Source organism: Streptomyces broussonetiae (assembly GCF_009796285.1).
Classification (GTDB): Bacteria; Actinomycetota; Actinomycetes; order Streptomycetales; family Streptomycetaceae; genus Streptomyces; species Streptomyces broussonetiae.
Genome location: NZ_CP047020.1, coordinates 2,495,288 through 2,518,179, shown reverse-complemented (window position 1 = coordinate 2,518,179; position 22,892 = coordinate 2,495,288). Strand labels below are relative to the sequence as shown.

22 protein-coding genes are annotated in these 22,892 nt (G+C 71.6%); 16 read left to right on the top strand and 6 right to left on the bottom strand.

Going from position 1 to position 22,892, the window contains the following annotated elements; translation table 11 throughout:
* Window positions 1-89 precede the first annotated feature (89 nt).
* The 8 genes from GQF42_RS11630 to GQF42_RS11595 all read left to right on the top strand — a co-directional run bounded on the left by GQF42_RS11630 (window position 90) and on the right by GQF42_RS11595 (window position 9,435).
* On the top strand, window positions 90-2,156 hold the full coding sequence (locus tag GQF42_RS11630; RefSeq protein ID WP_158919557.1) for a tetratricopeptide repeat protein: 2,067 nt from the start codon (window positions 90-92) through the stop codon (window positions 2,154-2,156).
* A gap of 147 nt (window positions 2,157-2,303) precedes the next feature.
* A complete protein-coding gene (gene ald / locus GQF42_RS11625; protein WP_158930038.1) occupies window positions 2,304-3,419 on the top strand; it encodes an alanine dehydrogenase in 1,116 nt (371 codons plus the stop codon).
* Between the two features lie 423 nt (window positions 3,420-3,842).
* Window positions 3,843-4,976: a ParA family protein gene (locus GQF42_RS11620; RefSeq protein WP_158919556.1), complete on the top strand. Its 1,134-nt coding sequence runs from the start codon at window positions 3,843-3,845 to the stop codon at window positions 4,974-4,976.
* A complete protein-coding gene (locus GQF42_RS11615; protein WP_158919555.1) occupies window positions 4,961-5,515 on the top strand; it encodes a hypothetical protein in 555 nt (184 codons plus the stop codon). The genes GQF42_RS11620 and GQF42_RS11615 overlap by 16 nt, the downstream gene beginning before the upstream one ends.
* 18 nt (window positions 5,516-5,533) lie before the next feature.
* Entirely contained in the window at window positions 5,534-6,757 is a 1,224-nt protein-coding gene (locus GQF42_RS11610) for a segregation and condensation protein A (protein WP_199272650.1), read from the top strand.
* A complete protein-coding gene (gene scpB, locus GQF42_RS11605; protein ID WP_158919554.1) occupies window positions 6,754-7,404 on the top strand; it encodes an SMC-Scp complex subunit ScpB in 651 nt (216 codons plus the stop codon). The genes GQF42_RS11610 and scpB overlap by 4 nt, the downstream gene beginning before the upstream one ends.
* A 12-nt stretch (window positions 7,405-7,416) precedes the next feature.
* A complete protein-coding gene (locus GQF42_RS11600; RefSeq protein ID WP_158919553.1) occupies window positions 7,417-8,490 on the top strand; it encodes a pseudouridine synthase in 1,074 nt (357 codons plus the stop codon).
* A 201-nt stretch (window positions 8,491-8,691) separates the two neighbouring features.
* The gene (locus GQF42_RS11595; protein ID WP_158919552.1) at window positions 8,692-9,435 is read left to right on the top strand and encodes a nucleotidyltransferase domain-containing protein; all 744 of its coding nucleotides are present in this window, start codon (window positions 8,692-8,694) and stop codon (window positions 9,433-9,435) included.
* On the opposite strand, the gene GQF42_RS11590 is transcribed toward GQF42_RS11595, so the two are convergent.
* On the bottom strand, window positions 9,361-10,104 hold the full coding sequence (locus GQF42_RS11590; RefSeq protein ID WP_158919551.1) for a nucleotidyltransferase domain-containing protein: 744 nt from the start codon (window positions 10,102-10,104) through the stop codon (window positions 9,361-9,363). The genes GQF42_RS11595 and GQF42_RS11590 overlap by 75 nt on opposite strands.
* Before the next feature lie 21 nt (window positions 10,105-10,125).
* Window positions 10,126-10,521: a Rieske (2Fe-2S) protein gene (locus tag GQF42_RS11585; protein WP_158919550.1), complete on the bottom strand. Its 396-nt coding sequence runs from the start codon at window positions 10,519-10,521 to the stop codon at window positions 10,126-10,128.
* A 143-nt stretch (window positions 10,522-10,664) separates the two neighbouring features.
* On the opposite strand from GQF42_RS11585, the gene aroH reads away from it, so the two are divergent.
* From aroH to der, 5 genes are all read left to right on the top strand, one after another.
* Window positions 10,665-11,027 (top strand): chorismate mutase, encoded by a 363-nt coding sequence (aroH, locus tag GQF42_RS11580; RefSeq protein ID WP_158919549.1) that lies wholly within the window; start codon window positions 10,665-10,667, stop codon window positions 11,025-11,027.
* Window positions 11,024-12,118 (top strand): prephenate dehydrogenase, encoded by a 1,095-nt coding sequence (locus GQF42_RS11575; protein ID WP_158919548.1) that lies wholly within the window; start codon window positions 11,024-11,026, stop codon window positions 12,116-12,118. The genes aroH and GQF42_RS11575 overlap by 4 nt, the downstream gene beginning before the upstream one ends.
* 178 nt (window positions 12,119-12,296) lie before the next feature.
* Window positions 12,297-12,992: a (d)CMP kinase gene (gene cmk / locus GQF42_RS11570; RefSeq protein ID WP_158919547.1), complete on the top strand. Its 696-nt coding sequence runs from the start codon at window positions 12,297-12,299 to the stop codon at window positions 12,990-12,992.
* A 62-nt stretch (window positions 12,993-13,054) separates the two neighbouring features.
* The gene (locus GQF42_RS11565; RefSeq protein ID WP_233273763.1) at window positions 13,055-13,642 is read left to right on the top strand and encodes a lysophospholipid acyltransferase family protein; all 588 of its coding nucleotides are present in this window, start codon (window positions 13,055-13,057) and stop codon (window positions 13,640-13,642) included.
* A 78-nt stretch (window positions 13,643-13,720) separates the two neighbouring features.
* Window positions 13,721-15,214, top strand: a complete 1,494-nt coding sequence (der, locus tag GQF42_RS11560; RefSeq protein ID WP_158919545.1) for a ribosome biogenesis GTPase Der — start codon at window positions 13,721-13,723, stop codon at window positions 15,212-15,214.
* Window positions 15,215-15,277: 63 nt separating this feature from the next.
* On the opposite strand, the gene GQF42_RS11555 is transcribed toward der, so the two are convergent.
* Entirely contained in the window at window positions 15,278-15,676 is a 399-nt protein-coding gene (locus GQF42_RS11555; RefSeq protein WP_158919544.1) for a hypothetical protein, read from the bottom strand.
* Between the two features lie 136 nt (window positions 15,677-15,812).
* Entirely contained in the window at window positions 15,813-16,607 is a 795-nt protein-coding gene (locus GQF42_RS11550; protein WP_158919543.1) for a hypothetical protein, read from the bottom strand.
* A gap of 538 nt (window positions 16,608-17,145) precedes the next feature.
* On the opposite strand from GQF42_RS11550, the gene GQF42_RS11545 reads away from it, so the two are divergent.
* Window positions 17,146-17,850 (top strand): LysM peptidoglycan-binding domain-containing protein, encoded by a 705-nt coding sequence (locus GQF42_RS11545; protein WP_158919542.1) that lies wholly within the window; start codon window positions 17,146-17,148, stop codon window positions 17,848-17,850.
* A 370-nt stretch (window positions 17,851-18,220) separates the two neighbouring features.
* Window positions 18,221-18,436 carry an I78 family peptidase inhibitor gene (locus tag GQF42_RS11540; RefSeq protein WP_158919541.1) on the top strand — a complete coding sequence of 72 codons (216 nt, stop codon included), beginning with the start codon at window positions 18,221-18,223 and terminating at the stop codon, window positions 18,434-18,436.
* Window positions 18,437-18,563: 127 nt separating this feature from the next.
* Here the strand turns inward: GQF42_RS11540 and GQF42_RS11535 are convergent, their stop codons facing one another.
* A complete protein-coding gene (locus tag GQF42_RS11535; protein ID WP_158919540.1) occupies window positions 18,564-19,595 on the bottom strand; it encodes a phosphatase PAP2 family protein in 1,032 nt (343 codons plus the stop codon).
* A 237-nt stretch (window positions 19,596-19,832) separates the two neighbouring features.
* Window positions 19,833-20,996 (bottom strand): glycosyltransferase family 39 protein, encoded by a 1,164-nt coding sequence (locus GQF42_RS11530; RefSeq protein WP_158919539.1) that lies wholly within the window; start codon window positions 20,994-20,996, stop codon window positions 19,833-19,835.
* 261 nt (window positions 20,997-21,257) lie between these two features.
* Between GQF42_RS11530 and GQF42_RS11520 the strand changes: the two genes are divergently transcribed.
* Window positions 21,258-22,865, top strand: coding sequence for an MFS transporter (locus GQF42_RS11520; protein WP_158919537.1), 1,608 nt, complete (start codon window positions 21,258-21,260; stop codon window positions 22,863-22,865).
* Window positions 22,866-22,892: the final 27 nt, after the last annotated feature.

Sequence of the window (22,892 nt, the reverse complement as noted above, 5' to 3'; positions counted from 1 at the left end):
GGACGTCGCAGAGCGTGAACTAGGCTCTGAAGCGCCCGTCTCGGAAGATCCGGCGGGCTTGCGCGTGCGGTGGGACGGGAGTGTGGCCCGTGACGGATCAGGTGGTGGACACAGGCGGGGTGCGACTGTCGGCGCACGAGGTCACGGAAGACCATTTCCTGGGCCGTACAAGGGAGTTGAAGGAGCTGCGCGCCGACATCGAGCGCGCGGGCCTGGACACCCTCTCCGGCCGCAAGGCGCCCCGCGCGCGCGTGCTCCTGATCGCGGGCCGCCCCGGTTCCGGCCGGACCGCGCTCGCCGAGGAACTCGTACGGCAGGTCGCCGCCCGTTACCCCGACGGGGTGCTGCGCGCCCGGCTCAGCGAGCCCGACGGCACCCCCGTCCCCGTCGAGCGCACCGCCCGCGAGCTGCTCACCGCGCTGGAGCTGCCCGCTGCGGCCGGCGCCGCCGAGGACGACCTCACCGAGGCCCTGCGCACCGCCCTGGCCGACCGGCGCTCGCTGCTGCTCCTGGACGACGCGGCCGGCGCCGAGCAGGTCGACGCGCTGCTGCCCGACACCCCGGACTGCCTGGTGGTGGCCGTCTCCAAGGGCCCGCTCACGGGTATCGCGGACGTCCGTCCCTGCACCGTCGGCGGTCTCGACACCAAGTCCGCGGTGGAACTGCTCACCCGCCACACCGGCTCGGTCCGCATCACGGTCGACCCACGTGCCGCCGAGAGCCTGGCGGAGGCCTGCCAGGGCCATCCGGCCGCGCTGGTCCTGGCCGGCGGCTGGCTCGCCGCCCGCCCCAAGGCCGCCGTCTCCGACCTCGCCAAACGGCTGCACGCGGCCCCCGACGACGGCACGGACGGCACCCCACCGGCCCGGGTCTTCCGGCATGTGTACGACGAGCTGCCCGGTCCGGCCGCCCGGATCCTGCGGCTGCTCGCGCTCGCCCCGGCCGGCCTGGTCGACCCGCACACCGCCTCGGCGCTCGCGGGCTGCTCGGTCGGCTTCGCCCGCGCCGCCCTGGACGACCTCGTCGCCCTCGGCCTGCTGCGTGCGGCCGGCTCCCCGCTGCCCCAGTACGAGGTCCCCGGCTGTCTGCACCCGCATCTGCGTGCCCTCGCCCAGAGCCAGGAGCGGCCCGCGGAGCTGCAGCTGGCCCGGGCCCGGATGCTGGAGCGGACGGTACGGCTGCTGCAGGCCTGCCGGGCGATCACCGAGACGGACAGCCCGCAGGCCCGCGAGAAGCTGAACGCCATGCCCCGCGAGGTGCGCTTCCCGAACCCCAGGGCGGCCGCCGACTGGCTGCGCGTGCGCCGTCCCGCCCTGCTGGCCTCGGCGCGGCTCGCGGTGGCAGACGGCGAGCTGGACACCCTCGCCCGGCGACTGATGTCCCAGCTGGTCAGGGCCCTGGTGGCGCATGAGGGCACGCAGGCCGCCGCGCCCGACCTGTACGGCCTGCACAGCCTCGTCCTCGATGTCGCCGAGCGGCGCGGGCTGCCCCGGGAGGAGGCCGCAGCCCTGCTGAACCTGGGCGACGTGGACGCGCAGACCGGCCGCACCCGGGACGCGCTGGCACGATACCGGTCGGCATTGGAGGCCGGACGCAGAGCAAATGACCCGTATGCGACCGGTCGCGCAATGGAATCCGTAGGTGGGGCGTATCAGGAGCTGGCCGACTACGACCGGGCCGCCGACTGGTTCGGCCGGGCCCTGGCCGAACGGCTGGCCCGGGGCGAGCGCGAGCAGGCCGCCCGGCTGTACGGCCGGATCGCCACCGCCCACACGTATGCGGGCCGCTACGGCGAGGCCCTCAGGAACTGGCGGGCTGCCGTCGTCGGCTACCGCAAGGGCGGCGATCTGGCCGCCCAAGCCCGGGCGTTGAGCGAGCTGGCCCGGGTGCAGGAGTACGCGGGACGGTTCGAGGAATCGCTGCGGACGTGCCAGGAAGCGGTGGAGTGGGCCCGGCGCGCCGAGGACGTCCGGCTGCAGGCCGCGCTGCAGCTCAGGCTCGCCGACACCCTGCAGCACCTCGGCGACCACGCCGCCGCCCGCCTGCACCGCACGGCGGCCGAGCGCATGCTGGGTGAGGAGGCCCCGGAGGGCGACACAAGGTCGGAACAAGACAGGAACGCCTGCGAAATCCGTAGTGCATCCAACGAAGATTGATGCAATGAAAGGCTAGACAGGCGGAACACCTTCATTAAACTGGCTCTGCCGCGCTTTCCCCTGCGGTGTCTCCCGGTGTGCCCTGCATGCCTGGGTATGTCTTGTAATGCACCCCCCATACCCTCTGAGCCAAGGACCGTGATCGACGTGAAGGTCGGCATCCCCCGCGAGGTCAAGAACAACGAGTTCCGGGTGGCCATCACCCCCGCCGGTGTGCACGAGCTGGTGCGCAACGGCCACCAGGTCGTCATCGAGCGGGGCGCCGGCCTCGGCTCCTCGATCACGGACGAGGAGTACGTCTCCGCCGGTGCCGCGATCCTCGACACCGCCGACGAGGTCTGGGCCACCGCCGACCTGCTGCTGAAGGTCAAGGAGCCCATCGCGGAGGAGTACCACCGTCTCCGCAAGGACCAGATCCTCTTCACCTACCTGCACCTGGCCGCGTCCAAGGAGTGCACGGACGCGCTCATCGAGTCCGGCACCACGGCCATCGCCTACGAGACCGTCGAGCTGCCGAACCGCGCGCTGCCGCTGCTCGCCCCGATGTCCGAGGTCGCGGGCCGTCTTGCCCCGCAGGTCGGCGCTTACCACCTGATGCGCGCGGCCGGCGGCCGTGGCGTGCTGCCGGGCGGCGTCCCGGGAGTGACCCCGGCCAAGTGCGTGGTCATCGGCGGCGGTGTCTCGGGCTGGAACGCCACCCAGGTCGCCGTCGGCATGGGCTTCGAGGTGACCCTGCTCGACCGCGACATCAACAAGCTGCGCGAGGCCGACAAGATCTTCGGTACGAAGGTCAAGGCGATCATGTCCAACGCCTTCGAGCTGGAGAAGGCCGTCCTGGAGGCCGACCTCGTCATCGGCGCGGTCCTCATCCCGGGCGCCAAGGCCCCCAAGCTCGTCACCAACGAGCTGGTGTCCCGCATGAAGCCGGGAAGTGTGCTTGTCGACATCGCGATCGACCAGGGCGGCTGCTTCGAGGACTCCCGTCCCACCACGCACGCCGAGCCGACCTTCACGGTCCACAACTCGGTCTTCTACTGCGTGGCCAACATGCCGGGCGGTGTGCCCAACACCTCCACCAACGCCCTCACCAACGCCACGATGCCGTACATCGTCTCGCTGGCCAACAACGGCTGGGTCGAGGCGCTGCGCCGCGACGCCGCGCTCGCCAAGGGTCTCAACACCCATGACGGCAAGGTCGTTTACAAGGAGGTCGCCGAGGCCCACGGCCTGGAGCACGTCGAGCTGGACTCGCTGCTCGGCTGAGCCCCGACCGACCCGTGACCTCGTGAGTCGCTAAGTCACCCAGAGGTAAAAGGCGATTCGTCAACACGTCTCGTCAACAGCGCGCACCCGGCCGGACCTTGCCCGACAAGGTCCGGCCGGATGTGTGTATGGTCACTTTGCGGCTCTCGGTCAACTCGCCTCGAACGTAACGCTTCGACCGATTCGCACACCGGTGAAACCTGCTGTGCGACGGTCGTACGCCCTTGACAGCGAGATGTTTCATTGCCGACACATCGTGCCGGGTCCGGCGGATTGTGTTGCTGCGGACCGCCGACACGCCATAGAGTCGCCAACCGTCGGCATGGTGCCACGCTGACCTTGTCTAGAAGTTTCCTGGTCACCAAGGAGGTAAGACGACTTGTGAATGAGTCGACATTTTCTCCCGGGGGTGGTCAACCAGGAATGCCTGTACGGGGCCAGGGCTCCGAGGGATTCGAGGCTGTCGGCTCCGTAGCTGTGCGCACCTTCGCAGCCCACCAGAGTCCGGGTCCGCAGACCGCCCGGACAGCACACCAGAGCATGGATGGCCATCACGTGAACGCCATGGCCGGCGACGGAAGTGGCGCGCCCCACAACCAATTCGCCGACTACGACGAACTGCCCCAGGGGCACTTCTACGACCCCGACGCCGAGTACGAACCCGATCCGGAGTACGCGGCGACGCTCGCGCCCGACGCGGCCCGCCAGCGCCGTGAGCGCGTCGGCCCGACCGGACGCCCGCTGCCGTACTTCCCGATCCCGGGCCCGCTGACCGACCACGGCCCCGCGAAGATCATCGCGATGTGCAACCAGAAGGGCGGCGTCGGCAAGACGACGTCGACCATCAATCTGGGTGCCGCGCTCGCGGAGTACGGCCGGCGCGTGCTGCTCGTGGACTTCGACCCGCAGGGCGCGCTGTCGGTGGGTCTCGGTGTCAACCCGATGGAACTCGACCTGACGGTCTACAACCTGCTCATGGAGCGGGGCATGTCCGCGGACGAGGTCCTGCTGAAGACGGCGGTCCCCAACATGGACCTGCTGCCCTCCAACATCGACCTGTCGGCCGCCGAGGTCCAGCTCGTCTCCGAGGTCGCCCGCGAGTCGACCCTCCAACGCGCCCTGAAGCCGCTGATGGACGACTACGACTACATCGTCATCGACTGTCAGCCCTCGCTCGGCCTGCTCACCGTGAACGCCCTGACGGCCGCTCACAAGGTGATCGTGCCGCTGGAGTGCGAGTTCTTCGCCCTGCGCGGTGTGGCCCTGCTGACCGAGACCATCGAGAAGGTCCAGGAGCGGCTCAACCCCGAGCTGGAACTGGACGGCATCCTCGCCACGATGTACGACTCGCGCACGGTCCACAGCCGTGAGGTCCTGGCCCGTGTGGTCGAGGCCTTCGACGACCACGTGTACCACACGGTCATCGGCCGCACGGTCCGCTTCCCGGAGACCACGGTCGCCGGTGAGCCCATCACCACCTATGCGTCCAACTCCGTCGGTGCCGCCGCCTATCGCCAGCTCGCCAGGGAGGTGCTCGCCCGGTGTCACGCCGAGTGAGTCTGCCGGGGGCCGACGAACTCTTCCGTACGACAGGGGGGATGGCGCTTCAGCCGTCGACTCCCCGCCGCGGGGCCAACGGTGAGGCCCGGGTGCCGGCTCCCGCGGGGGAGAGCGACGACGTGGCCGCCGCTGAGGACGCACCGCAGTCGGTGCCCGTCCAGGGCGGTGACGGAGAGGGTGCGGAGCATGTCGCGGCCGAGGCCGAGCAGGCCGAGGCCGGCGAGTCCCGCACGCGCCCGGCTCGGCGGCAGGCGGCGCAGGACGGCTCTGCCGCCGCCGCTCAGCCGCGCAAGCGGGGGCGGGCGGCGGCGAACCGGCGGCCCAGCGGGCGGGAGCGGCACGACGAGAAGATCACGGTGTACGTCTCCGCCGAGGAGCTGATGGACCTCGAGCACGCCCGTCTGGTGCTCCGAGGTGAACACGGGCTGGCGGTGGACCGCGGGCGCATCGTGCGCGAGGCGGTGGCCGTGGTCCTGGCCGACCTGGAGTCCCGCGGGGACGCGAGCATCCTCGTACGACGGCTGCGGGGGCGGTAGGGGTAGCCTGCGAGGGCCATGACCTCGTCCGACGTACCCATCTCCGCCGCCGCCCCGACTCCGGGGCGCCGACGTGCGCTGGGACGCGGACCGGGGCTCGAACCGGCTCCGGAACCGGAGGTACTCGCGCCCGAGGCCGCGCCCGAGGCCGCGCCCGAGGCCGCGCCCGAGGCCGCGCCCGAGGCCGCGCCCGAGGCCGCGCCCGAGGCCGCGCCCGAGGCCGCGCCCGAGGCCGCGCCCGAGGCCGCGCCCGAGGCCGCGCCCGAGGCCGCGCCCGAGGCCGCGCCCGAGGCCGCGCCCGAGGCCGCGCCCGAGGCCGCGCCCGAGGCCGCGCCCGAGGCCGCGCCCGAGGCCGCGGTTGTCCCGGCGTCGGGTCCGGGACCGGAACCCGGGTCCGGACCCGAAGTCGAAACCGCACCCGAAGAAGTCCGTGACGGCGTCTTCAAGGTCCGGCTGTCGAACTTCGAGGGCCCCTTCGACCTGCTCCTCCAGCTGATCTCCAAGCACAAGCTGGACGTCACCGAGGTCGCCCTGTCGAAGGTCACCGACGAGTTCATGGCACACATCCGGGCCATGGGACCCGACTGGGACCTGGACCAGACGACGGAGTTCCTCGTCGTGGCCGCCACACTGCTCGATCTGAAGGCGGCCCGGCTGCTGCCCACCGCCGAGGTCGAGGACGAGGCCGACCTCGCGCTGCTGGAGGCCCGCGACCTGCTGTTCGCACGGTTGCTGCAGTACCGCGCGTACAAGCAGATCGCGGACATCTTCAACGCGCGCCTGGAGGAAGAGGCCCGCCGCCACCCCCGTACCGTCGGTCTGGAGCCCCAGTACGCCGAGCTGCTGCCCGAGGTCGTCATCAGCATCGGCCCCGAGGGCTTCGCCAGGCTCGCGGTCAAGGCGATGCAGCCGAGGCCCAAGCCGCAGGTCTACGTCGACCACATCCACGCCCCGCTGGTCAGCGTGCAGGAGCAGGCCGGGATCGTGGTCGCCCGGCTGAAGGAGCTGGGCGAGGCCAGCTTCCGGGACCTGGTCGAGGACACCGCCGACACGCTCACCGTCGTCGCCCGGTTCCTCGCCCTGCTGGAGCTGTACCGGGAGAAGGCCGTCGCCCTGGAGCAGGAGGCCGCGCTCGGGGAGCTGCTGGTGCGCTGGACCGGCGGGGACGCGGACACCGCGCCGATGGTGACCGACGAGTTCGACCGACCGCCCGAGCCGGCCAAGGAGGAGAAGAAGCCGTGAGCGAGCAGACCACCGAGGTCCCGGACGCGCTGCGGGCCGTCGCCGGCCTCGACCTCAAGCCCGCCCTGGAGGCGATGCTCATGGTCGTGGACGAGCCCGCGACCGAGGAGCATCTGGCGAAGCTGCTGGAGCGGCCGAAACGGCAGATCGCCGACGCGCTGCGGGAGCTGGCCGACGAGTACGCGGTCCAGGGCCGCGGCTTCGAACTGCGCTACGTCGCCGGCGGCTGGCGCTTCTCCACGCGCGCGCAGTTCGCGCCGGCCGTCGAGCGGCTCGTCCTGGACGGCCAGACCGCCCGGCTCACTCAGGCGGCGCTGGAGACCCTCGCGGTCGTCGCCTACCGCCAGCCGGTCAGCCGCAGCCGCGTCTCTGCCGTGCGCGGGGTCAACTGCGACGGCGTGATGCGCACCCTGCTCCAGCGCGGTCTGGTCGAGGAGGCGGGCACGGAACCCGAAACAGGTGCGATCCTGTACAGGACGACGAACTACTTCCTGGAGCGGATGGGCCTGCGCGGCCTGGACGAACTTCCGGAACTCGCGCCCTTCCTCCCGGAGGCGGAGGCGATCGAGGCCGAGACCCAGGAAGGGGTTCCGTCGTTCGACCCGGACGCGCCCGACGCGCCCGGCGGTCAGGACGCAGACGACTAAGACGGAACTTTGATGCGAAGCAGCGGCAGCGGCAAGAGTGGCGGGCAGGGCGGGCGCGGTAACTACCGCGGCGCCGGCAACAACCGGGACGAGCGGCAGGGGCAGGGCCGTCCCCGCAAGCCCCGCCCCGAGGAGCGCCGCTATGACGTGGGCCCCGGCGCCTCCCAGGACGGCCCCAAGTCCGGGCGCGGCGGCTCCGCGCGTGGCGGCGCCAAGGGCGGCCCCAAGCAGTCCCAGCAGGGCGGCGGCCGTACGGCTCCCGCACGCTCGCGTGAGTACGAGACGCGCGTCGAGGAGCGCAACCGGGAGCGCTACGCGGGCAAGAAGGACGTCAAGCTGCCCAAGACCTTCCCGGGCGCCGAGCAGGAGGGCGAGCGGCTGCAGAAGGTCCTCGCGCGCGCCGGCTACGGCTCGCGGCGGGCCTGCGAGGAGCTGATCGAACAGGCGCGGGTCGAGGTCAACGGCGAGATCGTGCTCGAGCAGGGCCGCCGGGTCGACCCGGAGAAGGACGAGGTCAAGGTCGACGGCCTGACGGTCGCGACGCAGTCGTACCAGTTCTTCTCGCTGAACAAGCCGGCCGGTGTGGTGTCCACCATGGAGGACCCCGAAGGGCGGCAGTGCCTCGGGGACTACGTCACCAACCGCGAGACGCGGCTGTTCCACGTCGGCCGGCTGGACACCGAGACCGAGGGCGTCATCCTCCTGACCAACCACGGCGAGCTGGCGCACCGCCTCACGCACCCCAAGTACGGCGTGAAGAAGACCTACCTCGCCGCCATCGTGGGTCCGATCCCGCGTGACCTGGGCAAGCGCCTGAAGGACGGCATCCAGCTCGAGGACGGCTACGCGCGCGCGGACCACTTCCGGGTCGTGGAGCAGACCGGCAAGAACTACCTGGTCGAGGTCACCCTGCACGAGGGCCGCAAGCACATCGTGCGGCGCATGCTGGCCGAGGCCGGCTTCCCGGTCGAGAAGCTGGTGCGCACCTCCTTCGGCCCCATCACCCTGGGCGACCAGAAGTCGGGCTGGCTGCGCCGGCTGTCCAACACCGAGGTCGGGATGCTGATGAAGGAAGTCGAGCTGTAGGGGATTGCCCTGCGGTGATCACCGCCCCTCCTTTGTCGTCGTGGTGACGGCAAAGGAGGCGCCGTCGGATGCCGCGCAGCGGCCGCGCCCCCGGCCTGAGCGACGAACAGCGCGCGGACGCCCGGCCCGCCGACCGGTCCGGGCGGATCGGGTACCGGGGAGACCTGTTGGCGCTGGGAGTGCTCTGGGACGCTTGGACCCATGATCGAAGACCTCGACCTCGCGCCCGTGGTCGCGGAACAGCCCGATCCGCTGCTGTTCGCGACCGTCTCCGGAGCCCACCTCTACGGCTTCCCCTCGCAGGACTCGGACGTCGATCTGCGCGGCGTCCATCTGCTGCCCGCCGCCGACCTCGTCGGACTGCGCGAGCCGGAGGAGACCCGCTCGCGGGCCTGGGTGCGGTTCGGTGTCGAGCTGGACCTCGTCACCCACGACCTGCGCAAGTTCGTACGGCTGATGCTCCGCCGCAACGGCTATGTACTGGAGCAGCTGCTCTCGCCCCTGGTCGTGCACACCGGCGACACCCACCGGGAGCTGGCCGCGCTGGCACCCGGGGTCCTCACCAGCCATCACGCCCACCACTACCGGGGGTTCGCGGTGACCCAGTGGCGGCTGTTCGAGAAGACCGGCGAACTCAAGCCGCTGCTCTACACGTTCCGCGTGCTGCTCACCGGCATCCACCTCATGCGCAGCGGTGAGGTCCAGGCCCATCTGCCCACCCTGCTGGACGAGGCCGAGGCCCCCGGCTATCTGCCCGAGCTGATAGCCGCCAAGGCGGAACGGGAGCACGGGAGGGCCGGCGTCGGACACGCGCGCGTGGAGGCCGACGTGGAGCGGCTGCACACCGTGCTCGACGAGGCCCAGGCCGTCTCAGTCCTGCCCGACGCCCCCGGCGCGTACGACGCCCTGCACGACTTCGTGGTCCGCGTACGCCTGCAGGGCTGAGTCCCGGCGTACCCGGAACAGGAAGTCGGACACACGGGCGGTGTCCGGCTCCGGGGGCAGCGGGGTGCGGTGCAGGCTCTGCTCCGTCTGCGCCGCCAGCCGTGCCATCCGGGCCTCCACCCGCGCCCAGGGGACCTCGCCGCGCTTCACCGCGAGCAGCGGCTCGCGCTGGTCGCCGACGTCGATGCGCAGCTCGCCCGTGCGCAGCAGGTCACGCGCGGACGTCTGCAGCCGCAGCAGGTGCATGGCGTGCTTCCAGCGCGGGGCGCCCGTCGTACGGATGTCGGCGTCGAGCTTCCTGCGCTGGCCGAGGGCGTAGCGGGTGAAGGTGTCGTACGCCCGCCGGGAGAGGAAGGCGCCGCGCAGGGACAGCAGCTCCCGGCCCGTGTCGTCCACCTGCTCCACCAGCGGGGAGTGCAGACACTCCAGGATGTTCGGATTGCCGCGCAGCGCCAGCTCGCAGAACCGCTCCAGCTCCCAGGAGAACTGCTCCTCGCCCGGCCCCTCCACATGCGTCGGCGGCTTGTCGAACCGCCAGAACAGGGGGGTGGGGACGAGGAACACTCCCCGCCGGTCGGTGTCGCTCGCGTCCGTGGCCAGGCCGAACGCCCGTGACCCCATGACACAGGCGTAGACGGTGTGGTCACGTACCAGGGTTTCGGGCCGCATGCCGGGAGCGTACGCGGACCCTCACGTCAGTTTGATCGTATTGTTCTCCACCCTGATCGACTTCGCGGGCAGCGGACGGGCCGCCGGGCCATGGGCCACCGAGCCGTCGGCGATGTGGAACCTGCTGCCGTGACACGGGCAGTCGATGGTGCCGTCCGCGACCCGGCTCACGGTGCAGCCCTCGTGCGTACAGATCGCGGAGAAGGCCTTGAAGTCACCCTTGGACGGCTGGGTGACGACGACCTTCTGGTCCTTGAAGATCCTGCCGCCGCCCTCCGGGATCTCGGTGGTCCTGCCCAGGGACACGCTGGTCGTGCCCTTGGAGGTGGTGCTGCTGCCGCACGCCGTCACGGGTACGGCCAGGGCCACGGCGGCGCCCGTCACCAGAACCGTCCGCCGCCTCACGTCCTCGGTCATGCCGGCCTCCGTACAGGTCGAAATCAGTGCACAACGGATGTTCCGCATCGTCTCAGTGATCGGGCGCCGTGCGCCCGGCCCGCACCGGCTGACTACGCTGGACGGACCAACATCAGATCCGCACGTCAGCAAGGAGCAGCGCCGTGGCGGTACGAGCGGTCCGTGGGGCCGTCCAACTGGAGCGGGACGAGGCCGGGCACATGGACGAGCAGGTCGGGGCCCTGCTCACCGCCGTGCTGGAGCGCAACGGGCTGAGTGCCGACGACCTCATCAGCATCTGGTTCACGGCCACCCCCGATCTGCACAGCGACTTCCCGGCGGCCGCCGCCCGCAAGCTCGGCATCGTCGACGTCCCCCTGATCTGCGCCCAGGAACTGGACATAGCGGGCGCCATGCCCCGGGTCGTGCGCATCCTCGCCCACATCGAGACCGACACGCCCCGCGCCGACATCAACCACGTCTACCTGGGCGCCGCGGCCGCCCTGCGCAAGGACATCGCCCAGTGAGAACGGCACTCGTCATCGGCACCGGCCTGATCGGCACCTCCGCCGCCCTGGCCCTCGTCCAGCGCGGCGTCATCGTCCACCTCGACGACCACGACCCCGAGCAGGCCCGTACCGCCGCCGCGCTGGGCGCCGGTACCGACGAGGCTCCCGAGGGCCCGGTCGACCTGGCGATCGTGGCGGCACCGCCGGCGCACGTGGCCGGTGTGCTCGCCGACGCCATGCGCCGCGGTCTGGCCCGTGGCTACATCGACGTGGCCAGCGTCAAGGGCGGCCCGCGCCGCGAGCTGGAGGCGCTCGGCCTGGATCCGTCCCTGATGTCGAGGTACCTCGGCACCCATCCCATGTCCGGCCGCGAGAAGTCCGGCCCGCTGGCCGCGACCGGTGATCTCTTCGAGGGCCGCCCCTGGGTGCTCACCCCGACCCGGGACACCGACACCGAGGTGCTGAACCTCGCCCTGGAGCTGGTCTCGCACTGCCGGGCCGTCCCGGTCGTGATGGACGCCGACGCCCACGACCGCGCCGTGGCCCTCGTCTCCCACATGCCCCACCTGGTGTCCAGCATGGTCGCCGCGCGCCTGGAGCACGCCGAGGAGGCCGCCGTACGGCTGTGCGGGCAGGGCATCCGGGACGTGACCCGGATCGCCGCCTCCGACCCGCGCATGTGGATCGACATCCTGTCCGCCAACCCGGGCCCGGTCGCCGACCTGCTCGCCGACGTCGCCGCCGACCTCGACGAGACCGTCGAAGCCCTGCGTGCCCTGCAGTCCGCCGACGAGGCCAAGCGGCACGAGGGCACCGCCGGCATCCGGGACGTGCTGCGCCGCGGCAACGCGGGCCAGGTGCGGGTGCCCGGCAAGCACGGCAGCGCGCCGCGCGTGTACGAGACCGTCGTCGTACTCATCGACGACCAGCCCGGCCAGCTGGCCCGCATCTTCGCCGACGCGGGACGGGCCGGGGTCAACATCGAGGACGTCCGCATCGAGCACGCGACCGGGCAGCAGGCCGGTCTGATGCAGCTCTCCGTCGAGCCCAGGGCGGCGGACGTACTGAAGAAGGCACTGCGGGAGCAGGGCTGGGCGCTGCGCCGGTAGGGCACCCGGCACGGGGGCCGGCGGGGCTCCAGGCGGTGGATCGGCGGGGCTCCCGGTACCGGGCGCGGGTACCGGGGGCGCGCACGCGTCCGGACGAGTGACCCGCACCCAGTAACCTTGTGCAGGGCGCTCTCGCTCCCCGCACCCCGCCCACACCGCACCAGGAAGGTGTTCCTCCGTGGAAAACGGCGCCGCCCCGACCGCCAAGCCCGTGATCGTCGCGATCGACGGCCCCTCCGGCACGGGCAAGTCGAGCACGTCGAAGGCCGTGGCCGCGCAGCTCGGCCTGAGCTACCTGGACACCGGTGCCCAGTACCGGGCGATCACCTGGTGGATGGTGACCAACGGCATCGACCTGGAGGACCCGACCGCCATCGCCGCCGTCGCCGGCAAGCCGGAGATCGTCTCCGGCACCGACCCGGAGCACCCGGCCATCACGGTCGACGGCACCGACGTGGCCGGCCCGATCCGCACCCAGGAGGTCACCTCCAAGGTCAGCGCCGTCAGCGCGGTGCCCGAGGTGCGTACCCTGATCACCGAGCTGCAGCGCTCGATCGCCGCCGGCGCCGAGCGGGGCATCGTGGTCGAGGGCCGTGACATCGGTACGACCGTCCTCCCGGACGCCGACCTGAAGATCTTCCTCACCGCCTCCCCGGAGGCCCGCGCGGCTCGCCGCAGCGGCGAGCTCAAGGGCGCCGACGTCCACGCCACCCGCGAGGCGCTGATCAAGCGGGACGCGGCCGACTCCTCCCGCAAGACCTCGCCGCTCGCCAAGGCGGACGACGCGGTCGAGGTGGACACCACCGAGCTGACTCTCGCCCAGGTCATCGAGTGCGTCGTCACCCTGGTCGAGGAGAAGCGGGCCGGGAAGTGAACCGGCCGCCGGTCCCCTCTCGGAGAGGCGCCGACGTCGGGCGGCGCATCGGCGTCGGCCTGATGTACGGGCTGTGGAAGCCGCGCGTGCTCGGCGCCTGGAAGGTCCCCGCCTCCGGCCCGGTGATCTTCGCGGTGAACCACTCCCACAACATCGACGGCCCGATGGTCATGGGCGTGGCGCCCCGGCCGACGCACTTCCTGATCAAGCAGGAGGCGTTCATCGGCCCGCTGGGCTCCTTCCTGACCGGCATCGGCCAGCTGAAGGTGGACCGCGCCTCCGCCGACCGCACCGCCATCGGCCAGGCGCTCGGCGTGCTGGAGGCCGGCGGTGTGCTGGGCATCTTCCCGGAGGGCACCCGGGGCGAGGGCGACTTCGCCTCGCTGCGCGCCGGACTCGCCTACTTCGCCGTGCGCAGCGGGGCGCCGATCGTGCCCATTGCCGTACTGGGAAGTGCCGAGCGGCCGGGACGGTTCGTCAAGGCACTGCCCCCGCTGCGCTCGCGGGTCGACGTCGTCTTCGGCGATCCCTTCGACGCGGGGGACGGTTCCGGGCGGCGCACGCGCAAGGCGCTGGACGAGGCGACCGAGCGCATCCAGAAGCAGCTCACCAGCCACCTGGAAAACGCCAGGCGCCTGACCGGGCGCTAGGCGACACTTGAGTAGTGGATCAGCCCATGCGGGGCTTTTCCACCGATCACCACGAATGAACGACGAGGTACGGACTTCATGAACGACGACATCCAGCCCGACGGCTCGGACGCGCACGAGGGTGCGCACGAGTACGACCACGGGGCTCTCGGCGAGGCCGAGTACGCACAGTTCATGGAGCTTGCCGCCGAAGAGGGCTTCGACGTCGAGGACGTCGAGGGCGCCATCGAGGCGGCGGGCCACGGCCCGCTGCCCGTGCTCGCCGTCGTCGGCCGCCCCAATGTCGGCAAGTCGACCCTGGTGAACCGGATCATCGGCCGCCGCGAGGCCGTCGTCGAGGACAAGCCCGGCGTCACCCGCGACCGGGTCACCTACGAGGCCGAATGGGCGGGCCGCCGCTTCAAGGTCGTCGACACCGGCGGCTGGGAGCAGGACGTCCTCGGCATCGACGCCTCCGTGGCCGCCCAGGCCGAGTACGCGATCGAGGCGGCCGACGCGGTCGTCTTCGTCGTGGACGCCAAGGTCGGCGCGACCGACACCGACGAGGCGGTCGTACGACTGCTGCGCAAGGCGGGCAAGCCGGTCGTGCTGTGCGCCAACAAGGTCGACGGCCCGAGTGGCGAGGCCGACGCGGCCTACCTGTGGAGCCTGGGCCTCGGCGAGCCGCACCCGGTCTCCGCCCTGCACGGCCGCGGCACCGGCGACATGCTGGACGCCGTCCTGGAGGCGCTGCCCGAGGCGCCCGCGCAGACCTTCGGCACCGCGGTCGGCGGCCCTCGCCGTATCGCGCTCATCGGCCGCCCGAACGTCGGCAAGTCCTCCCTGTTGAACAAGGTGGCGGGCGAGGAGCGTGTCGTCGTCAACGAGCTGGCGGGCACCACCCGCGACCCGGTCGACGAGCTGATCGAACTCGGCGGTGTCACCTGGAAGTTCGTGGACACCGCCGGCATCCGCAAGCGGGTGCACCTCCAGCAGGGCGCCGACTACTACGCCTCGCTGCGCACGGCGGCCGCCGTGGAGAAGGCCGAGGTCGCGGTCATCCTGATCGACGCCTGCGAGAACATCTCGGTGCAGGACCAGCGGATCGTCACCATGGCCGTCGAGGCGGGCCGCGCGGTCGTCCTCGCCTTCAACAAGTGGGACACCCTCGACGAGGAGCGCCGCTACTACCTGGAGCGGGAGATCGAGACCGAGCTGGGCCAGGTCGCCTGGGCGCCGCGGGTGAACGTCTCGGCGCGCACCGGCCGCCACATGGAGAAGCTGGTCCCGGCGATCGAGACCGCCCTCGACGGCTGGGAGACCCGCGTCCCCACCGGCCGCCTCAACGCCTTCCTCGGCGAGCTGGTCTCAGCCCATCCGCACCCGGTCCGGGGCGGCAAGCAGCCGCGCATCCTGTTCGGCACCCAGGCCGGCACCAAGCCCCCACGCTTCGTGCTGTTCGCCTCCGGCTTCATCGAGGCGGGCTACCGCCGCTTCATCGAGCGCCGGCTGCGCGAGGAGTTCGGCTTCGAGGGCACCCCGATCCACATCTCGGTACGGGTGCGCGAGAAGCGCGGCGCGAAGAAGAAGTAGTAGCTCCACGGCACACAGAGGCGGCCCCCGACCACGAAGGTCAGGGGCCGCCTCTGCCGTGCCTCACAGGCCCTGGCGCGGCCCCGGCGGCAGCGCCGCCGGAACGTGCAGCATTCCGGTGTCGTGCTGCCGTCCCAGTGTGCCGATCCGCTGCCACTGCGACTGCTGCCGCGCGCTGTAGGCCCCCGCGCTGTAGGCGCTGTACGAGCTGCTGAACGATCCCGCCCGGTGGCCTCCGTAGACGCCCGTGACGCCCGGGAGTTCGCCGAAGGGGCTGAACCTCAGCCCCTCCTCCCCGCTGCGGTCCCCCGGCAGTGTGCGGAAGGTCTTGACCCATTCCGCGTAAAGCATGTCGTAGATCGGCGTGGCCGAGCCCGCACCGACCCCGTCCTGCGCCGACCGGGCAGACGGCACGGAGGCGAAGGCGGGCCGGCGAGGGGGAGGAGTGTCGTATGTGTGCACGTATGTCCAAACGACGGTGCCTTTGAAGAGATACGGTCACCGAAGCCTCTTTGGGGGCGCGGCGAACTGCGCGGGTAACCCAGGACGACCCACGGCCGCCGGGCTGCACGCGCCCCCGGTCCCTCTGGGTGACGGATCACGTACCGGCGAGAGGGAGCGCCGCAGCGACCAGCTTCCCCTGCGCCGCGGCCTTGTCGAGGGACTCCCGCAGCAGATCCTCGCGGGGCTGCCGCCCGATCGACCCGACCGGCGCCGCGAACATGAGCACCTGCTGGTGCTTGTTCGCGGCGGCCCGCCAGCTGTCGGTCACCTGGAGCGGCTGGTGCGCCTGCCACCAGGCCACCGGCTGGCCCCCGTTCGCACCCGGCTGGAGCACCGCGTGCAGCTGGCCCATGGCGAGCAGCACCGACCAGCCGTGCAGCACCGGCGGCACGGACGTCAGCTCGGTCATCGGCAGGAACCTCTGCTCGATGAGCAGCGGAAGGAATTCGTCGGTGGACGAGGCGGAACCGGGGCGGACGATCGGCGTGGTCGGCTCGACGACGAGTGCGGGGTGCAACTCGCCCTCGATCAGGACGAGTCCGCTGGTCACGCCGAGCACGGCCTGTTCGGGCGCGGCCTTGTGCGGCTCGCCGGGGGCGCCGCCGCCGGGAGCGACGCCGCCGATGGACCGGACGGCGCCCCGGAGCTGTTCCTCGGTGACCTGGACGACCTGCGAGGGCAGGCAGCTGGCGTGGGCGAAGGCGAGGACGGCGGTCTCGTCGCCGACGAAGAGAACGGTGCTGGTGCGCTCCTGCGCGGAGTCGCCCTGGGTGCGGCAGGAGGTGCAGTCGTAACTGCCCGGGGTGTTCTCGTCGGCGAGCAGCCGGTCGGCTTCTTCGTCGCCGATCTCGGCGCGTACCTCGTCACTGACGTCGAGCATGCGCGGCACGGTGGCTCCCTCGGGATGCGTGCTGGGTCGGCCGGGTGGCTCCCGGCCGATGAGCCGCGGGTGTCCGGGCTCATGAAGAAGACAACGGACGTCCTGTGGTGGGAGTCACGCCCCGACAGCAACCGGTTCGCACCAACCGCCGCGCACGGTCACCAAGTGTGCGGAATGAGCCACTCACCGTCAACTCGTCGGCCAGTCAAGGAGCTTGTGCGGGTGAAGTGAATCACAGATCACCTCGGTCGTTGGTCGACAAATAGGGAAATCGGCGGATGTAGTGGGTGGCCGAAAATTGCCGCTACCTGCGGTAACTGTGAACTGGCCTGGAAAGACAGGGAGTTGGTTGATTTCGGCAGGTCACCCTCCATACATTCCTCCGCCGTGTGCAACGAGCACCGCTCGGGAACGTCCACCGCCCGGCACCGGCAGCACGAACGCCGGCACCGGTCCACGGCGGACGGGGCGGGCACGAGGAGCCGCGCTCATGCGCGGCGAGACGTGCTCCGCCTGGGGGACCCCGGGTTCGTGGAGAGGGAATTACATGTCCGAGTGTGCCGATACCACCCGCAACGCCGACCGACACGACGGCAGCCGCAAGGGCCGTACGACGGCCGCGCTCGCCGGAGCCGCGCTGCTCGCCCCGCTGGGGCTGCTCGCCGCGACCGGCAACGCCGCGGCGGCGGACAACGGGGTGTGGGACCGCATCGCCCAGTGCGAGAGCGGCGGCAACTGGCACATCAACACCGGCAACGGCTACTACGGCGGGCTCCAGTTCTCCGCCTCGACCTGGCGCGCGTACGGCGGTACCGCCTACGCCGCGACGGCCGACCAGGCCTCCAGGAGCGCACAGATCACCGTTGCCACCAAGGTCCAGCAGGCTCAGGGCTGGGGCGCCTGGCCCGTCTGCTCGGCCCGCGCCGAAGCCTCCGGCGCGGCTCCCGCGGCCGAGCGCACCGGTTCCTCCGGCACGGCCGGCTCGAAGGGCGTGACGACGAAGTCCGCCCCGGCCCGGTCCGCCCCGGCCGGGTCCGCCCCGGCCCGGTCCGCAACGGCGCAGGCCGCGGAGCGGTCCACCGGCCGCGGCGCTGGCTCCGGTGACCGTGACTACGTCGTCCGCGAGGGCGACACGCTGAGCGCGATCGCCGCCCGGCACGGGACCACCTGGCAGCGGATCTACGCCGCCAACAAGAAGGTCATCGGCGGCGACCCGAACCTGATCGTGCCCGGTCAGCGCCTGGCACTCTGAGCGCAGAGCGCCCCGCGGACAGCCGCTGCCCACCCGGGGCAGCGGCTGTCCCGCGTCCTGGGTATGTGGTGAATCGGTGAAATTCCCATGCGGCGTCAGTTGTCCGGGTACCGCGACGGATTGCGCGGGGAATGCTCTCTCCGGCGTACCCCGATCCCCCGCCGGGGGCCTTTCCGCCGGGCAATTCGAAGCGGCCCGGTGACGGGCGTGAATTCCGTTCGATTGCCCCGACGGGCCGCGCGGAAACCCCCGTACGTGTGATGCCCGATGTGGCCCGACTGATGTCACTGCGCAGGAAACGCGGCCTGCGAAGCTGTGACAGAAGTGTGACCCAGGTCTGATGTTCCGCTTACCTTGCTAGCTTGGTGGCATGGCACAGATTCCCACTCCGCCGGCGGAGCCCCAGGACAGTCCGGACGGGTATGTCGGCCTGGACGCCGTAGAGGCCGAGCGGCTGGCTCGGCGACGGGGGTGGTCGACGGTACGGTCGCTGCCGCCGGGCGCGATCATCACCATGGAGTACCGGGCGGGGCGGCTCAACTTCGAGGTGCGCGAGGGCGTGGTGGCCCGCGCCTGGAAGGGTTGAACGCCCCTCACGTACGGCACGGGACAGCGCAAAGGCCCCGCTCCCGCAGGGGGAGACGGGGCCTTTGCCGTGACCGGGAGACGCGGGGCGGGTGTGTGCGTACCGGACCCCGCCGCCGGACCCGCCGTCAGCCGCCCGTGAGCGGGCGGGCCGGCTGGGAAGTGCCGCGTGGGAGACGGTGGTCGGTGTGCGGCGGGCGGCGGCTGCCCGCCGGGGTGACCGGGCTGCGCTCCGCACGCGTCGTGTGCGGCCCCGGGGCCAGATGCACCAGGCCCCGGGAGGCGCGGGTCGAGGCGACCGGCTCGCGCGCCGGGGACGGCTGCTCGGCCGGCTGGGCGCTGCGCGGCTTGAGCACCACCGGGGTGACCGGGACGGCCGGTTCGGCCGCGGGGCGGCTGAGGCGGGCCCGCCAGCGGTCGCGCAGGTCGAAGAGCCAGCCCTCGGTCCTGGCGATCAGTGGCTCGAACCAGGGCATGGCGAGCAGGATCAGCAGGCCCGCGGCCCAGCCCAGCAGTACGTCGCTCAGCCAGTGTGTACCGAGGTAGACCGTGGTCATGCCGACACCGAGCGAGGTGACGGCGGACCCGGCCGACAGCCAGCGGCGGGCCCGCGGGGTGGAGGCCAGATACGCCAGGATTCCCCAGGTCACCACCGCGTTGGCGGTGTGTCCGCTGGGAAATATATCGCCGCCCCGCATCATCTCGTTCGAGCCGATCACGGTCGCGTAGTGCGGACCGAGGCGCCCCATGCCGTACTTGGCGGCGCCGACCGTGATGTTCAGCAGCAGCAGCGAGGCGGCGAGGGTCAGCAGCGGGCGCAGGGTGTGCTGCCGCCAGGAGCGCCAGCCGAGCCAGGCCGCGACCATCACGGCGGTGGGGCCGCGCTGGCCGAGCACCACGTAGTAGTCGAGGAAGGCGTGGATCTGCGGCCACTGCTGGTACGGCCGGAAGAACATGACCTGCCAGTCGAGCCGGACCAGCCAGGACGTGATCACCACGGCCCACACGATCGCGAGGTAGAAAGCCAGGGTCGCGGTGAACAGAACGACCCGGTGCCGGCTCATCCTCGGCACATCGATGTGGGCCGGCCGTTCCGGCTCACGGTCGAGTCTGGCGAACACCCGGTCCAGACGCCGCGTGAGGTTTCGTTCGGTACGCACCCAATCGACGTTACAGCGAGTGAGCTGTGGTCCCCGTCGAAACTGCGGCTTTGTGATGACGATGTGATGTGGCAAACCTCTCAAGGACGGCTCGAATTCCGGATATTCCGCAATCCGGTGACGCGACTGCCTTCAATTCCTTTGATCATGCCGGGTGTTGTTTATATGGCGCTTATGAATGCGTTAACCCGGCCCTGGTACGGAATTCTCCGCGGCGTCACCGTCCGTAGAAGTGGATCATGGTGGACCGGAGCCGTTCAGCCAAAACGCTCCGTAGACCGCCGAGCCGACCGCCAGTACGGCCGTGACCAGCACGGATCGCGGGATGCGCGGTCGGGCGAGGGCGCGGGCGAGCGGCAGCAGCAGCGGGAAGGCCGGCAGCAGCAGCCGGGGCTTGGAGCCGAAGTAGCTCGACGCGCACAGCGCCAGCGCGAGAACGACACCCGTGTACACCAGCAGCTCGACGGGCTGGCGTTGCCGGACGCCGGTGACGTAGAGCCACAGCAGCAGGACGACCCCGAGGATCAGGCCGGCACCGGCGAGCGCGGACGGAAATGACGTGAACTTGTCGACCACGAAACGCGCGAAGGCATAGCCGCCGTCGAACCCGTTGCGCCAGCCGGCCTGGACGTCCAGATAGCCGAGCGGACCCTTGCCGGTGCGGTGTCCGACCCAGAGGACGTAACCGGCGGCCCCGAGCGGAGCGAGCAGCATGCCGAGGACGCGGCGCCGGGCGGGGGCCTGCGCGCCACGCGCACCGCGCTCGCGTACGAACGACAGCACGCCCGCGACCCACACCGCCGCGACCACGGCCGCCCCCACCGGCCGGGTCAGCCCGGCCAGGGCCGCGAGCGCACCGGCGCAGACCCAGCGCCCGGTCAGCAGCGCGTACAGCGACCAGGCCGCCAGTGCCGTGAACAACGACTCGCTGTACGCCATCGACTGCACGATCCCCACGGGCAGCACGGCCCACAGCAGCACCGCACAGATCCCGACCCGGCGGCCGTGGACCCGCTCCGCGACCGCGAAGATCCCGCAGGCCGCCGCGAGCGAGGCGAGCAGGCTGACGACGAATCCGGCGTCCGCGTACGACAGCGGTGTGAGCGCGTGCGCCAGCCGCTCCAGCCACGGCAGCAGCGGGAAGAACGCCAGATCGGAGTGCACGTCGCCGTTCGGCAGCCGCACCTCGTAGCCGTAGCCCAGCTCGGCGACCCGGGTGTACCAGAGGGCGTCCCAGCGTGCCGTCAGCAAGGTGTACGCGCTCTTGCCGCGCGCCGCGCTCCACACCGCCAGCACCACCAGCCCCAGGGCCCGCACCGCGGCATAGCCCAGCAGGGCCGGGGCCGCCCGGCGCAGCAGAGGGGCGCGGGGCGGGGCCGCGCACGCTTCAAGATCGGTCACGGGCTCGATTATCGACCGGACACGGAACCGGACCTTTCCCCGGGGCGTGGTCAAGAGAGAGCGAAGTGGCGTACGCCACACGGGTTCGGCCGGGCGTGTGAGAGGTCCGCCACGCGCCCCCGTGGCGGACTCGCGTACGCTGACGAGTCACCCGCGTGGGTTCGAGCGGGCCGGGGACACCGCTCCTCTCCGGCCGTACGACAGGGAAGTCCCCACCCCGTCGACCCGCCGCACGCGAGGGGCCATCTGGGAGGTACGCGCATGTCCGGGACGACCACGGCCGCCACACGGCCGCGCCGTCGGGCGGCCGGAGTCGCTGCCAACCGCTGGGTCGTCCTCGTCGTCCTCTGCGTCAGCCTGCTGCTCGTCGCCCTCGACGCGACCGTGCTGCATGTGGCGGTCCCCGCCGTCACCGAGGACCTCAGGCCCGGCGCCATGGAACTGCTCTGGATCGTCGACGTCTATCCGCTGGTCTGCGCCTCGCTGCTGATCCTCTTCGGCACCCTCGGGGACCGGGTCGGCCGCAGACGTGTCCTGCTGCTCGGCTACGGCCTCTTCGGCGTCGCCTCCGGCGTGGCCGCCTTCGCGCCGAGTGCCGAGATCCTCATCCTGGCCCGCGCACTGCTCGGCGTCGGCGGCGCGATGATCATGCCCGCCACGCTGTCGATCCTGCGTCAGGTCTTCCCGGACCGGCGTGAGCGCGCGCTCGCCATCGGCATCTGGAGCGCGGTCGCCGCCGTCGGCGCGGCGGTCGGACCGCTGCTCGGCGGCTTTCTGCTGGAGCACTTCTGGTGGGGCGCGGTCTTCCTGGTCAACATCCCGCTGATGCTGGTCAGTCTGCCGGTCGGCCGGATCCTGCTGCCCGAGTCCCGGGGGAACCGGGGCGGCCCCTGGGACGTGGTCGGCGCCCTGATGGCGGCCGGCGGCCTGTTCGGTGTCGTCCTCGGTGTGAAGCGGCTGGGCGGTGGTGAGGCGTCGGCGAGCCCCTTCACCGTGCTGCCGCTGCTGGTCGGCGCGGCCCTCCTCTTCTTCTTCGTACGGCGCCAGCGGCGGTTGCCGCATCCGCTGGTGGACCTTCGGATGTTCCGCCGGCCCGCGTTCAGCACGTCGGTGGGCTGCATCGTGCTCGCGATGCTCGCGCTGGTCGGTCTGGAGCTGATCGCCGCGCAGTATCTGCAACTGGTGCTCGGGCTGTCGCCCCTGCAGACCGGCCTCAGACTGCTGCCGCTGACCATCGCGGCGATGGCGGCGGGCCTGGCGGGCGCGCGGATGCTGCGCCGCTTCGGGCCGCGCCGGATGGTGTGCACCGGCTTCCTGCTGACCGCCGTCGCGGTCCTGACCCTCACCGCGATGGGTGCCACCGACAACGCGCCGCTGCTGCTCTGCGGTTTCGTCCTGCTCGGCTTCGGCCTGGAGACCACGCTCTTCGGGGCGTACGAGTCGATGCTCAGCGAGTGCCCGGCGGACCAGGCCGGCGGTGCGGCGGCGATCGGCGAGACGTCGTACCAACTCGGGGCCGGGATCGGGATCGCGCTGCTCGGCAGCGTGATGAACGCGGCCTACGCGCCGGGCCTGCGCTCGGTGCCGGGCGTGCCGCAGCACACGTCGCATTCGGCCGGGCGTTCGCTCGCGGAGGCCTACGACATCGCGGGCCGGCTCGGCGGCGGCGCCGGGGCCGCGCTGCGCCGGGCCGCGCGCGACTCCTTCGTGCACGGGCTGCATCTGACGCTGCTGGTGAGTGCCGGGCTGTTGCTGCTGGGCGCGGTGATGGCACTGCGGCTGCCCCGCATCATGCACTGCCCGGAGCCCGCGGCGGCGGTGGAGCTGCCCGCACCGAGGGAAGTGGCGGAGTCCCGCATCTCGGCCTGACGTCCTGCCCGACCTACTGGACGTGTG